15 protein-coding genes and 1 pseudogene are annotated in these 12333 nt (G+C 68.3%); 11 read left to right on the plus strand and 5 right to left on the minus strand.

Annotation, left to right across the window (positions count from 1 at the left end; translation table 11 throughout):
• Positions 1–36 precede the first annotated feature (36 nt).
• From E0H50_RS34415 to E0H50_RS34425, 3 genes are read left to right on the plus strand one after another with little or no spacing between them, the layout of a single operon-like run.
• On the plus strand, positions 37–435 hold the full coding sequence (locus tag E0H50_RS34415) for a cyclic nucleotide-binding domain-containing protein (protein WP_131295186.1): 399 nt from the start codon (positions 37–39) through the stop codon (positions 433–435).
• Positions 425–1396, plus strand: a complete 972-nt coding sequence (locus E0H50_RS34420; protein WP_131295187.1) for an adenylate/guanylate cyclase domain-containing protein — start codon at positions 425–427, stop codon at positions 1394–1396. The genes E0H50_RS34415 and E0H50_RS34420 overlap by 11 nt, the downstream gene beginning before the upstream one ends.
• On the plus strand, positions 1389–1709 hold the full coding sequence (locus tag E0H50_RS34425; RefSeq protein WP_131295188.1) for a hypothetical protein: 321 nt from the start codon (positions 1389–1391) through the stop codon (positions 1707–1709). The genes E0H50_RS34420 and E0H50_RS34425 overlap by 8 nt, the downstream gene beginning before the upstream one ends.
• On the opposite strand, the gene E0H50_RS34430 is transcribed toward E0H50_RS34425, so the two are convergent.
• The 3 genes from E0H50_RS34430 to E0H50_RS34440 form a co-directional block, all read right to left on the minus strand.
• The gene (locus tag E0H50_RS34430) at positions 1706–2464 is read right to left on the minus strand and encodes a hypothetical protein (protein ID WP_131295189.1); all 759 of its coding nucleotides are present in this window, start codon (positions 2462–2464) and stop codon (positions 1706–1708) included. The genes E0H50_RS34425 and E0H50_RS34430 overlap by 4 nt on opposite strands.
• A 61-nt stretch (positions 2465–2525) precedes the next feature.
• Positions 2526–3734, minus strand: a complete 1209-nt coding sequence (locus E0H50_RS34435) for an HAAS signaling domain-containing protein (RefSeq protein ID WP_131295190.1) — start codon at positions 3732–3734, stop codon at positions 2526–2528.
• On the minus strand, positions 3731–4057 hold the full coding sequence (locus E0H50_RS34440; protein ID WP_131295191.1) for a PadR family transcriptional regulator: 327 nt from the start codon (positions 4055–4057) through the stop codon (positions 3731–3733). The genes E0H50_RS34435 and E0H50_RS34440 overlap by 4 nt, the downstream gene beginning before the upstream one ends.
• A gap of 125 nt (positions 4058–4182) precedes the next feature.
• On the opposite strand from E0H50_RS34440, the gene E0H50_RS34445 reads away from it, so the two are divergent.
• The 3 genes and pseudogenes from E0H50_RS34445 (at position 4183) to E0H50_RS34450 (ending at position 5135) form a co-directional block, all read left to right on the plus strand.
• On the plus strand, positions 4183–4419 hold the full coding sequence (locus E0H50_RS34445) for a helix-turn-helix transcriptional regulator (protein WP_131295192.1): 237 nt from the start codon (positions 4183–4185) through the stop codon (positions 4417–4419).
• Positions 4410–4484: pseudogene (locus E0H50_RS44580) on the plus strand (hypothetical protein); the annotation flags it as partial. The gene E0H50_RS34445 and the pseudogene E0H50_RS44580, both read left to right, overlap by 10 nt.
• A gap of 138 nt (positions 4485–4622) precedes the next feature.
• On the plus strand, positions 4623–5135 hold the full coding sequence (locus E0H50_RS34450) for a DinB family protein (RefSeq protein WP_238151563.1): 513 nt from the start codon (positions 4623–4625) through the stop codon (positions 5133–5135).
• 100 nt (positions 5136–5235) lie between these two features.
• On the opposite strand, the gene E0H50_RS34455 is transcribed toward E0H50_RS34450, so the two are convergent.
• Positions 5236–5856, minus strand: coding sequence for a DUF559 domain-containing protein (locus tag E0H50_RS34455; RefSeq protein WP_165547397.1), 621 nt, complete (start codon positions 5854–5856; stop codon positions 5236–5238).
• Between the two features lie 146 nt (positions 5857–6002).
• Positions 6003–7934 carry a Xaa-Pro dipeptidyl-peptidase gene (locus E0H50_RS34460; RefSeq protein WP_131295194.1) on the minus strand — a complete coding sequence of 644 codons (1932 nt, stop codon included), beginning with the start codon at positions 7932–7934 and terminating at the stop codon, positions 6003–6005.
• 144 nt (positions 7935–8078) lie between these two features.
• Here E0H50_RS34460 and E0H50_RS34465 point away from each other — a divergent pair, with 144 nt between their 5' ends.
• From E0H50_RS34465 to E0H50_RS44320, 5 genes are all read left to right on the plus strand, one after another.
• Positions 8079–9092 carry a LacI family DNA-binding transcriptional regulator gene (locus tag E0H50_RS34465; RefSeq protein WP_131295195.1) on the plus strand — a complete coding sequence of 338 codons (1014 nt, stop codon included), beginning with the start codon at positions 8079–8081 and terminating at the stop codon, positions 9090–9092.
• A gap of 14 nt (positions 9093–9106) precedes the next feature.
• Complete coding sequence (locus tag E0H50_RS34470) at positions 9107–10009, plus strand: 1,4-dihydroxy-2-naphthoyl-CoA synthase (RefSeq protein ID WP_131295196.1); 903 nt, start codon at positions 9107–9109, stop codon at positions 10007–10009.
• Positions 10010–10088: 79 nt separating this feature from the next.
• Positions 10089–11048 carry a phage baseplate protein gene (locus tag E0H50_RS34475; RefSeq protein WP_131295197.1) on the plus strand — a complete coding sequence of 320 codons (960 nt, stop codon included), beginning with the start codon at positions 10089–10091 and terminating at the stop codon, positions 11046–11048.
• 3 nt (positions 11049–11051) lie between these two features.
• Positions 11052–12017, plus strand: coding sequence for a phage baseplate protein (locus E0H50_RS34480; protein ID WP_131295198.1), 966 nt, complete (start codon positions 11052–11054; stop codon positions 12015–12017).
• A gap of 167 nt (positions 12018–12184) precedes the next feature.
• On the plus strand, positions 12185–12319 hold the full coding sequence (locus E0H50_RS44320; RefSeq protein WP_272948543.1) for a hypothetical protein: 135 nt from the start codon (positions 12185–12187) through the stop codon (positions 12317–12319).
• The last annotated feature ends 14 nt before the right edge of the window (positions 12320–12333 follow it).

Consider the following 12333-nt stretch of genomic DNA (forward strand, 5'->3'; position numbering starts at 1 on the left):
AGTTACCGACGGGGAACATCGGCGAGGAGGATCGACGTGGCACTGGGTAGGACGTCCCCACGGGACCTGCCGCTGTTCGCGGATCTGTCCGGACGCGACATCCGGGACATCTTCCGGGCCGGCGAGGAGGTCTCGGTGCCGGCCGGCTGGTCGCTGATCCTGGAGCAGACGCCCCCGGACGCGGCGTACCTGATCCTCAGCGGTACGGCGGCGGTGCGCGAGAAGGGCCAGGAGATCGCCGAGCTCGGCCCGGGCGATATCGCCGGCGAGGTCGCGGTCCGGAAGAACACGTTGCGAACGGCAACTGTCACGGCGAAGTCGCGGCTGCAGCTGCTGCACTTCACCCGGGAGAAGTTCGACGACCTCACCCGCCGGCTGCCCGCCTTCCGCAACGCCATCGACGCCACCATCGCCGAGCGCCGCGGTGGTTCCTGAACCTCAGGTCGACCTCGCCGGACTGCAGCGCGAGTTCGAGAGGACGTTGCTGGGCGGTGAGCGGAAGTTCACCCGGATCCAGGTGTCCGAGCGGGCGGGGATCTCGATCCAGCGTGCCGAGCGGATGTGGCACGCGCTCGGGTTCGCGACCGTGCCGGACGACGAGGTGGCCTTCACCGACGACGACGTCGAGGCGTTGCGGCTGGTCGCGGCCCTCGAGGACGACGGGTTCATCGAGGCCGAGATGGAGTCGTCGCTGGCCCGGAAACTCGGGCAGACCCAGTCCCGGCTGGCGTCGTGGCAGTCGGCGATGTTCGTCGAGTTCCTCGCCGGGTCCAAGCTGTCCGCGGACGAGTCGATCGAGGTCGCGGGATTGTTGCTGCCGGCCATGGAGCGGCTGCAGACCTACGTCTGGCGGCGGCACCTGGCCGCGGCGGCCGGGCGGGCGGTGGCGGGGTCCGACGAGCTGGCGCGTGGGGTGCGGGCAGTCGGATTCGCGGACATCGTCAGCTACACGCGCCTGACCCGGCGGTTGACCGAGGCCGAGCTCGGCGAGCTGATCGAGAAGTTCGAGGGCATGGCCGCCGACGTGGTCGCGCTGAACGGCGGCCGGGTGATCAAGTCGATGGGCGACGAGGTGCTGTTCGTGACCGACACCGCCGCGCAGGGCGCCGCCGTCGCGCTCGCGCTGCAGGACGCGGTGAACGCCGACGAGAACCTTCCGGAACTGCGGATCGGGCTCGCGTACGGCACGATCCTGATCCGGCTCGGCGACGTGTACGGCGAAGTGGTCAACCTGGCCGCCCGGCTCACCACGGAATGCAAACCCGGCCGGGTCCTCGCCGACCGCGAACTCGCCGCAGCCCTCGACGGCCACTCGTCGTACGCCGTCCACCGCCTCCGCCGCGTCGCCGTCCGCGGCTATCGCCACCTCGTCCCGTACGCGATCCAACGTGCATGAGCTTCGGACACCCGCGGCGCTGGCAACGGCAGCCGCGGACGATCCGATGATCATCTGGGCGGCGCAGGGCTTCGGTCCCGGCGGGATCGGCGCGGCCTTCGGCTGGATGGACACGCGGACCTGCACCACTCAGCAAACCCAGGCGTCGTCCTCGCCGCACGCTCAGCCGGAGCCGCAGCCGCGGCACAGCGGAGGGTTGATGAGTGGTGGAGGTCCGGCCTGGCTGGACAGCGAGAACACGGCCGCGATCAAGGTGTACGAACGCCTGGGCTACGCGTATCGCCGGGTCGCCGCCGCGTCCGTCCGTTCCTAGCGACCCGCTGCGGCGTTTGCGACGATGTTCCGCTCGGCGAAGGTCGCCGGGCGGATCCACAGCACGCCGGGCGCCTCGGAGATCAGCAGTCCGGGCAGGATCATCCGCAGCAGGTCGATCGGCGACGTCTGCGGCTGCGCCTCCCGAGCGGCGCCGTACTGCTCGAACACCCGCGCCAGGTCGACCGCCACACGGTTGGGCTGCTCGTTCGGGTCCGCCTGGACGAAGGTCTCGACCAGACCGTCGCCGTTCCACGATCCGCCGGTGACTCGCCGGTCGGAGTGCTGCATCAGCACGTCCATCACCAGGTCGGCGAAGGCGGCCGTGTCCATCCCGTCCACACCTTCCTCGGGGAACCAGTCGTTCCGCAGGTGCAGTACGCCGGGCTGCTCCTTGTCGGCGCACTCGTCGAGCAGCTTCCCGACCGAGCTCATCGGGTACGACACCGCATCCGGGCCGAGGGCAACGAATCGGTCCGCCAGCAGGTACAGCGAGATGACGGTGTGCGGCGCGAACAGCATGACCTCGGCGTGCTCGCTGTGGACGGAGATCGGGCCGTCCTTGCTTTTGTGGTAGGACTTCAGGCCCTCCATCAGGGCCTTCTCCTGCTCCACGGTGAGCTGGGCCTCCCACTCCCACTTGCGCTCCACCGCAAAGTCCTCGGCGTTGTCGTCGTCAGGGCCGCGCGACGCCCACCACAGCACCAGAGCGACAACAGCGATGGCGACGGCGGCAACGACACCGAGAATCCACACGGGCGGATACCTCACAGAGCAGGGCGGGCAACGAGTCAGTCACCCTAGTCCGCGCGCCGGGTCACCTGGTCGGCTGCACGGTGAGCGTCACGCCCGGCGTACCCGTCGGCTTGACGGTGGTCGGGGCGACGGTTGGTGTGGGGGATGTGGTGCGGGTGGCGGGGGCGGGTGGCGGGACGAAGGGGGCCTTCGTGGTCTCCTTGCAGTTGTCCGGGCTGGTGTCGCCGTTCTCGTCGGGGACGACCACGACCTGCGGGAACAGGTTGCTGGTGGTGTCCCGCGACGCCTGCCCGTAGCTGGTCGCGCAGTCCTGCAACTCCATGCTGATCGGGTTGCCGTCCTGGTCGTACAGCCGGACCGCGACCTGCTTGCCCTGGGCATCGAACGGGTAGATGTTCGACACCGTGGTGCCGTCCACCACCACGCCCTTGGTCGGCGGCTCGTAGCCCCGGGCGCTGCCGCGGTAGTCGTTGTAGTTGTTCAGGAACCCGAACGAGGCACCGACGTACGCCGCGGCCAGGAACGACGGGATCGCGACCGCCGCGACGACGTTGAGCGGTACGACGTACCACAGCCACCGCCGGTCCTGCTGGGTTCGGCGGCCGATCCAGATCGACACCGCCGCGCCGGCGACGGCGCCGACCACGGTCACCGAGGCCGCGCCGAACAGCGCGAAGAACCCGCCCGCGCCGATCATGCCCCGCGCGACCCACCAGACCGGCTGGCCGATCGTCACCAGTTCGTGCCGGACGTTCGGCGGGATCTGGTCGATCCAGCCGCGGACTGCCGTCGCCCACTGGGCGCCCCGCGGCGTGTCCAGGACGATCCGCGGGTCGTTGCCGTGCAACGCCCGGACGCCGAGGAACGCAGCGACGAACAGCACGCCGAGCCCGAGCAGCCCGAAGAACGCCGTCTCGTCGTGCGACCACGCGAAGATGCTGACAGCAACGAAGAACGGTCCGACCGTGCCCGCGATCAGGCCCCAGCGCAGCGCCTTCCAGCCGGACGCGAGGTAGTCCTGGCTGACCGGCTCGCTGCGTGCCGGATAGCCGGCCGCGGCCCGCAGTTCGTCGGCGTACTGCCTCGGCGTCCCCAGGCGCACCTGCAGGTCGCTCAAGGTCGGCTCGTCGTCGAACTCACCCGCTACTTCGGTCAGGTGGTCGGTGACGTCCTGGAGCACGTCCTCCAGTTCACCAGGCGGCAGGTCGCTGAGCTCGGCGCGCACCTGCGTCAGGTAGATCGCGACCGCTCCGGTCAGGGTGCTGTTCACGCGGCCTCCTCCTCCAGCAGCACCGACATCGTGTCGGCGAAGTGATTCCAGGTCTTGGTCGATCGGGCCAGCAGTTCATGGCCGGTCTTGTTCAGCCCGTAGTACTTGCGGTGCGGGCCTTCCTCGCTCGGCTGCACGTACGACGTCAGCGCGCCGGCCTGGAACAGCCGGCGGAGCGTCCCGTACACGGAGGCGTCCGCGACGTCCTCGAGTCCCGCGGCGCGCAGCCGGCGGAGTACGTCGTACCCGTAGCCGTCGGCGTCCCGCAGCACGGCCAGCACCGCGAGATCCAGCACGCCCTTGAGTAGCTGGCTCGTATCCATCGCGACCTCCTCCAGTGTTCTGCCGAGGAGACTACTACACATTGCGGAGTACTCCGCAAACCAGTCCGAGCGTTCCGCAATTTCGATCAAGTGCGCGGCGGGTGAGTGGGGGCACAGTGGTGGGCATGGCGGATGTGTTCGAGGAATTCGTGGCGGTGGTCGCGGCCGGTCTGCGCGGTCCCGACGGCCCGGTGGACGGTGCCGGGCTGGCGGGGCGGGTGCATCTGTCGCGGTTCCACTTCGACCGGGTGATCGGTGCGGTGGCCGGCGAGTCACCGTTCGCGTTCCGGCGGCGGGTGCTACGCATGCTGCTGGAGCGGGCGGCGTACCGGTTGCTGGCTGAGCCGGTCCCCTGCATCTAAATGTCACTGCACTCGAGGTCGCGGTCGAGGCCGGGTACGGGTCGCACGAGGCGTTCACGCGGGCGTTCGCCAGGGCTTATGGGATGTCGCCGCGCGCGTGGCGGCGAGAAGCGTCGCGGGTGTTCTTCCTCGCGGCGCCGAGTGGAGTGCATTTCCAGCCGCCGGCCGGACTCCGGCCGCCGGCACGTCGAAAGGTGAGAGGCATGGACGTACTTGTCAAGATGGTCGAGCACCACGTGTGGCTGACCGGCGAGCTGATCGAACGCGGCGCCCGCCTGGACGCCGCCACCTTGGACCGGCCGATCGAACTGTCCGTCGAAGGGATCGACGACGACATCTCGATCCGCTACCTCCTGGACCGCCTGGTCTGGCAGGAGGAGATGTGGCTGGCCTCCGTCGAGGACCGCCCCTTCCAGGTCCCCGAATGCGGCCGCCAGGTTGTCACCCCGATCCCCGAACTCCGCACCCGCCACGCCGACGCCGGAGCCCGCTTCGTGGCACTCGTCAACCAACTCAACGAAGACGGCCGCTTCGACGAGTCCTTCGTGGACACCACCTGCGAACCCCCGAGAGTCTTCACGTACGGCGGCATGGTCGCCCACGTCCTAACCTTCGCCGCCCACCGCAGATCCCTCCTACTAGGAGCCTTCCACACCGCCGGCATCAAAGACCTCTCCTCCGGCGACCCAATGCACTTCGTAGCCGAAGGCAACTAACCCGCCGAGTCGTGGAGTTTGGTTGTGATGGAGAACCGATCTTCACGACTCGAGATTGGGGGTTGGAGCCATTCGCCACGACTCGGCGAGGTGCAGTGGGTCAGGCGGCGAGCCGGGGGTGGTGGCGGGTGTGGAGGTCCTCGGCGATGCAGGCGACGACGGTGTGGGGGATGTTCAGGACGTCGTAGGCGGTAAAGACCCGCACCAACCAGCCTTCGCGTTCGAGGTTCTCGCGGCGGCGGATGTCCTGGCGCCATTGCCGGGCATCCACGAGATGGTGCCGCCCGTCGTACTCGATCGCCAGCTTGATCTGGGGATAGCTGAGATCCGGTTTCGCCAGCCAGCCCCCCGGCGGCGCCAGGTCGAGGAATGTTCGCTCAGGTGGAGTCAGCGGGAGTCCGTCTCGCACCGCCCGGTCGAGGTGCTGTACTTCGTGGACGCGCAGACCGTTCACCCGCGGAAGGTTCCGATGCGGATCGCGCTGGACCGTCACATGTACGACGTCGTCGGGGTGGTCGTTCGCGGTCCACAGACTCAGTGCGGTCTGGTGACTCGCCACCGCCTCGGGTGTCAGTAGCAGCGCGGCCTCGGCCTGCAACCGGGGCGTGACGGGGACCTTCCCGTCGACGTACACAGAACCCAGCACCCGCCGGTACTGCGTGCCGCGCAGCACGCCCCGCGAGATCCCGGACGCCTGGGCATCCGCCACCGTGAACAACACCGCATCATTGTCCCGATTTCCCCGACCCCACGACGGCCGTTGTCCACAGCCTCGCCCAGTCGTGGCGATTGGTTCCCGACCCATTCATCGAGTCGTGGATTGCGGCTGGTTTTCACAGCCGATATTCACGACTCGGCGGGGCGGGGTCAGTTCTTCGGGTCGTGGAGGTTGGGGCGTTGGGTGGGGGTTTTGATTTGGACGTTGATGGCGGGGATTTGGGTTGGGGCGGCCAGTTTGCCGGAGGAGATGGGGATGTTGAGTTTGCTGCCGGCCAGGTCGATGTCGATGGTGGCGCCGGTGGTGTTGGGGCTGGTCCATTCGGTGTCGGACAGGGTGATGGCCAGTCCGACGATGCGGCCCTTGGGGATGATCTGGTCCTGGGCGCGGAGGGGGACGTTGACGGTGGTCCACTGGCCGGGCTTGAGCGGGGCCGGCTTCGACAGGGACTTGCTGTGGGCGGCGTCGATCCAGCCGCGGCTGACGATGCCGTGATCGCTCTGGGTGGTGACCTTGTCGACGGTGTAGTAGCAGCTGTCGTCGTAGTCGGTGCTCGAGCCTTCACAGGTGCTGTCGTCGGTACGGCGGACGCCGGAGTACCGGGCCGCGTCGCCGTACTCGATGAGGCGCGCGGTCACCGGTGTCGTCGGCGAGTCGGACTTCAGCCGGAGCGTGACCGACGGCGTACCGCTGATCCGCAACGGTGCGGTCAGCGGTGCGGACAGGAACATCTGCCGTCCCGCGATCACCTCCGACGGGTCCGCGACGATGTCGTCCTCGGTCAGCTCGGGATCGTCCGTGACCATCAGCGAACCCTTGCCCGCGGCACCTAGTTTGCCGACCGACAGCGGTACCGACACCGGACGGTTCACAGCCGGCCAGGTCTTGTAGTCGCGCCACACGTCGGGAGTCGTCTCGACCGAGACCATCGGTTCCTTCATCACGCCGTTCTGCAGGCCCTGCAGCCAGTAGTCGAACCACTTGTGCAGTTCGTCCACCCACTCGTCGCGCCGGAACTCGAACGGGTCCACGTGGTCCTCGAGACCCAGCCACAGCTTGCGCGGCACGTTGTTCCGCGACAGCGCCGACCACCACTGGGAGAAGTGGTTGGTCTGCACGTTGTAGTCGCTGAGGCCGTGCGTCATGAAGACCGAGGCCTTCACCTTCGACACGTTCTTCGTGTAGTCGCGCTCGGCCCAGAACGACGTGTAGTTGCCGGTGTCGTCATCGTCGTTGTCGCCGAGTTCGCCGCGGACCTCGTCGCAAGCGGCGCTGTCGTGACCGACGTACCCGCCCAGCCAGGGCATGTAGTCGTCCGAGTACGGTACGCCGCCGGACCGGGTGTAGTCGTACCACGACGAGATCGCCGAGATCGGCACGATCGTCTTCAGGCCCTTCACCCCGGTCGCCGCGACGCCGTTCGCGAGCGTTCCGTCGTACGACTTGCCGATCATGCCGACCGCGCCGGTCGTCCAGGACGCCTTCACGGGTTGACCGTCGGCGGTGTGCGCGGTGTTGCGCCCGTTCAGCCAGTCGATCACGTCGACGACCGACTGGATCTCGTCGCGGCCGCCGACGTCACCGCAGCCGGTGGAGCGGCCGGTGCCGACGATGTCCACGCCGACCATCGCGTAGCCGCGGGGGACGAAGTAGTTGTCGTAGAACAACGGCATCTTGCGGATCACGCCGTCGCCGTCGTACGTCTTCTTCTCGCTCTCGTTGCCGCGACCGCAGCAGGAGTAGTACGGCGAGGCGTCCATGATGACCGGGATCTTCGTACCGGTGAGGACGGTCTCGCTCGGCCGGACGATGTCGACCGCGATCACGTCGTCCTGGCCGTCGGAGTCGGTGTCCATCGTGGTGTCGACGTACACCGACTCACGGATCGCGTTCGCGTAGTCGTAGACCGGCTGCGTGCTCTTGGTGCGCGTGTCGACGTGCTGCGGCACACTGGGAGCAGCCGGGGCCGGCGTCCAGGGTCCGTCCGGGATCGGCGAGGCCATGGCCGGACCGGTGAGGGTCGTCAGGCTGAGCACGACGGACGAGACCAGGATCGTCACCCTGGCGTGGACGGTCCTCATGGCTGGGAAGGCTAGTCACTCCCGCGCCGCAAAGCCAGGTTCTGACCGGATTGGCAGCGACCTGCCCGATACTCAGCGTGAGAACGGGGGATTCGGTAGGGTGACCGCCACCGCCCCCGGGGGGACGCACGAAAGGGTAGGCCAGTGAATCTGCGAGCACCGGTGACATTGCTGGACGTGGCACAGCGCGCGGGCGTGTCGGTCGCGACCGCCTCCCGTGTGCTGAACGGCGGGGACCGCGTGCCCCGTCCGGAGTTGCAGGAACGGGTCAAGGCCGCCGCCGACGAGCTCGGCTACACGCCGAACGCGCAGGCGCAGGCGCTGGCCAAGTCGTCGACGAACGTGGTCGGCATCCTGGTCCACGACATCGAGGACCCGTACTTCGCCGCGATCGCGAACGGCGTGATGCGGGCCGCGGACGAGCGCAACCTGCTGGTGATGATGGCCAGCACGTTCCGTGACTCCGACCGCGAGATCGCCTACCTGTCGTCGTTGCGCGCGCAACGAGCCCGGGCCGCGGTGATGATCGGCAGCCGGCGGACCGACAGCGAGAGCCTGGCGCGGACGGCGACCGAGGTGGAGACCTTCCTCAACTCCGGCGCGGGTCTCGCGCTGGTCAGTCAGTCCGGGATGCCGGCGCACACCGTTGAACCGGACAACCGTTCGGGGTCGGCGGATCTGGCCCGCGAGCTGGTCGGTCTCGGCTGGCGCAAGTTCGCCGTACTCGGTGGGCCGGAAACCCTTGCGACGGCACGCGATCGGCGCGACGGGTTCGTCGCCGGACTGGCCGAGGCGGGGCTGCAACCGGTAGCGGTCGTGGCCGGTGATTTCACACGCGACGGTGGGTACGCCGCCGCGGAGCAGCTGCTCGATCGCCAGGCCGATGTGGACTGCGTGTTCGCGGTGAACGACGTGATGGCGGTCGGCGCGATGTCGGCGTTGCGGGCACGCGGTGTCGACGTACCGGGCCGGCTCGGTGTCGCCGGGTTCGACGACATCGCGACGCTGCGCGACGTGTGGCCGGGACTGACGACCGTACGGCTGCCGCTGGAGCAGATGGGCCGCCGGGCGCTGGAGCTCGCGATCGAGGGCGGCGACGCGACGACCGAGACGTTCAAGGCTGAAGTAGTGCTGCGGGAGAGCACCGCCCGCGGCTGAAATATGCTCGACGGGTGACCGTCTCCGAGATCTTCGACCCGTCGGCCTGGAAGCAAGTGGACGGCTTCGAGCTGACCGACATCACGTACCACCGCGCGGTCGACGCCGGTGTGGTGCGGATCGCGTTCAACCGGCCCGAGGTGCGCAACGCGTTCCGGCCGCAGACCGTCGACGAGCTGTACCGCGTGCTCGACCACGCCCGGATGTCCACGGACGTCGGCTGCGTCCTGCTGACCGGCAACGGTCCGTCGCCGAAGGACGGCGGCTGGGCGTTCTGCTCCGGCGGCGACCAGCGGATCCGCGGCAAGGACGGGTACAAGTACGCCGAGGGTACGACGGCCGACTCGATCGACCCGGCGCGTGCGGGCCGGCTGCACATTCTCGAAGTCCAGCGGCTGATCCGCTTCATGTCGAAGGTCGTGATCTGTGTCGTCCCCGGCTGGGCCGCGGGTGGCGGGCACAGTCTGCATGTGGTGGCAGACCTCACGCTGGCGTCCGCGGAGCACGCGCGGTTCAAGCAGACGGACGCGGACGTGGCGTCGTTCGACGGCGGGTTCGGGTCGGCGTACCTGGCCCGGCAGGTCGGGCAGAAGTTCGCCCGCGAGATCTTCTTCCTCGGTGACGAGTACTCCGCCGAGGACGCGTACCGGATGGGCATGGTCAACAAGGTCGTTCCGCACGCCGAGCTCGAGGCCGTGGCGCTGGAGTGGGGCCGGAAGATCTGCGCGAAGTCGCCGACCGCGCAGCGGATGCTGAAGTACGCGTTCAACCTGATCGACGACGGTCTCGTCGGGCAGCAGCTGTTCGCCGGCGAGGCGACGCGGCTCGCCTACGGCACCGACGAGGCCGCCGAGGGGCGCGACGCGTTCCTGGAGAAGCGGTCGCCGGACTGGTCGCCGTACCCGTACGCGTTCTAACACTATCTGGTGGTTAGTTAGCAGAAAAATATGCGCGAACTGATGACAGTTCGCGGTAAACCGCTTACGGTCGGGCGCTATGAGGAATCTTTCCCGCCGTGGGTTGTTCGCTGGTGCCGCCGCTGTGGTTGTCGGTGGAGCCCTGCCGGCCGCCGCCAGTCCGTCGACCTTGACGCCCACCCGGCGGTTCGCGCTCGACGGGCCGGGTGGCGAGGTGTTCCGCGGCAAGCCGCTGGCGGACGTGACGGTCATGCAGTCGATCGCCTTCGACAGCGCGAACCAGCGGCTCTTCGCGGGGCAGCTGCGGGCCGGATCGCCTGCTACCAGTGGTGATCTCACGCTGACCCAGCTCACGCTCGCCGGCGACGTCGTCGGGCACATGTACCTGAGCGGGTTCGGCCACGCGGTCTCGATCGGCGCGGAGACCGTCGGGCGTACGACGTACCTCTGGACCGAGACCGACGTCGACACGGCGAACGCGCGCGGCCGGCAGATCGCCCGTTTCCGGTGGCAGGACGGCGCGACGCTGACGAAGGACTCCCCGGGACTGCGCAGTTGGAAGCCGGTCGCCGACGGCGCCGTGTTCACGCCGTCCGTGGATCAGCGGCACGGCCGGATCGGCATCCGGCACACGCTGGCGGACGGGTTCCACATCAACGTGTACTCGCTGGCCGCGGCGCGCGCCGGGGACTTCTCGCGGGTGCTCGCATCGTTCAAACAGCCCGCGATGACCGCGGGTATCGACTTCCAGGGCTGGGCGCTGTACGGCTCGTACGTCTATCTGTGGGAAGGCGAGGCGTACGCCGGTACGCCCGACCCCGCGGTGGCGACGTCGCGGCTCTGGACGTACGACATCGTCAAGGGCGAGGTTGTCGAGTCCGTGAAGATCGTGGACGGCGCCGACCTGGTCTACCGCGAAGCCGAGGGTGTCGGGGTGTACGTCGACCGGCGCGGCTGCCCGCAACTCTGCTTCGGCTTCGCCTCCGGCGTGACGCGCGACCGTCGCGCGAACCTGTTCTATCGCAACAGATTGGTCTGACCCATGGACAATTTGTCCCGTCGTGGATTGCTGACCGGAGCCGGCGCAGTGGTTGCCGCCGGCACCCTCGGCGTACCCGCGGCCACCGCCCGGACCCTGTCCCTCCCAACCTCCAAGCGCTTCGTCATGGGCGGAGCCGGTGGCGAGATCTTCCGCAGCAAACCGCTGCAGGATGTGACCGTCATGCAGTCGTTCGCGTTCGACACCCCGAACAACCGGCTCTTCACCGGCCAGGTGCGTGCCGGTTCGTCGGCCAACAGCGGCAACCTGACTCTGACCCAACTGAGCATCGACACGGGCGCCATCCTCGGGCACATGTACCTGACCGGGTTCGGTCATGCGGTGTCGATCGGTGCGGAGGCCGTCGGAAGTACGACGTACATCTGGACGGAAACCGATGTGGACACGGCCAACGGGCGCGGGCGGCAGATCACCCGCTTCCCGTGGCGGAACGGTACGACGCTGACGTCCACGTCGGTCACCAAGTGGAAGCCGGTTGCGAACGGCACTGTGTTCACGCCTGCGGTCGACCAGCGGTACGGCCGGCTCGGGGTGCGGTATGCGCTGTCGGACGGGATGCACATCAACGTGTACTCGCTGGCTGCGGCACGGGCCGGGGACTTCTCGACCGTGCTCGCGTCGTTCAAGCAGCCTGCGCTGACGTCCGGAGTCGCCTTCCAGGGATGGGCGCTGTACGGCTCGTACGTCTACCTGTGGGAAGGCAACGCCTATCCGGGCAGCCCGAATCAGGACGACGTGACGTCGAAACTGTGGTGCTACGACATCAACGCCGGTCAGCTCGTCGACTCGTTCCGCACGCTGGCGGGGTGGAGCCTGACCTATCGCGAAGCCGAAGGTATGGCCGTCTACGGCTCCACCGACGCGACGGCTCGTCTGTACTTCGGTTTCGCCTCCGGCGTCGCCGGCGACCGCCGCGCCAACCTCTTCTACCGCAACGAGCTCACCTGACGTACCACCTCGCACTGGGCGACTCGCTGGCGTGCGGATTCCAGCGCCCCGGCGAGACGACCGAAACCTTCGTCACGGGTCAGTGCCCGTGGAACGCGGCCGACCTGATCACGATCTCACTGTGGGGCAACGACGCCAACGCCTTCGTTGCCTCCTGCAACGGAAACGTGCAGTGCATCATCGACGGCGCACCGGCCGCGATCGCCCGCGTCGCCGGGAACCTGCGCGCCATCCTGCAAGCCCTCCGAGCGACCGCCCCGGACGCCGCCCTGGCCGACCTCACCGAATCAGCCCTCAACTGACCATCCCGCCACCA

Source organism: Kribbella sindirgiensis, from assembly GCF_004331435.1.
In the GTDB taxonomy this organism is placed as follows: domain Bacteria; phylum Actinomycetota; class Actinomycetes; order Propionibacteriales; family Kribbellaceae; genus Kribbella; species Kribbella sindirgiensis.

What these genes read in the sequence shown, in the direction of transcription:
- E0H50_RS34480 (WP_131295198.1), top strand. Translation starts at nt 11,052, where the DNA reads ATGGACAATTTGTCCCGTCGTGGATTGCTGACCGGAGCCGGCGCAGTG.
- E0H50_RS34445 (WP_131295192.1), top strand. Translation starts at nt 4,183, where the DNA reads ATGGCGGATGTGTTCGAGGAATTCGTGGCGGTGGTCGCGGCCGGTCTG.
- E0H50_RS34440 (WP_131295191.1), bottom strand. Translation starts at nt 4,057, where the DNA reads ATGGATACGAGCCAGCTACTCAAGGGCGTGCTGGATCTCGCGGTGCTG.
- E0H50_RS34475 (WP_131295197.1), top strand. Translation starts at nt 10,089, where the DNA reads ATGAGGAATCTTTCCCGCCGTGGGTTGTTCGCTGGTGCCGCCGCTGTG.
- E0H50_RS34450 (WP_238151563.1), top strand. Translation starts at nt 4,623, where the DNA reads ATGGACGTACTTGTCAAGATGGTCGAGCACCACGTGTGGCTGACCGGC.
- E0H50_RS34460 (WP_131295194.1), bottom strand. Translation starts at nt 7,934, where the DNA reads ATGAGGACCGTCCACGCCAGGGTGACGATCCTGGTCTCGTCCGTCGTG.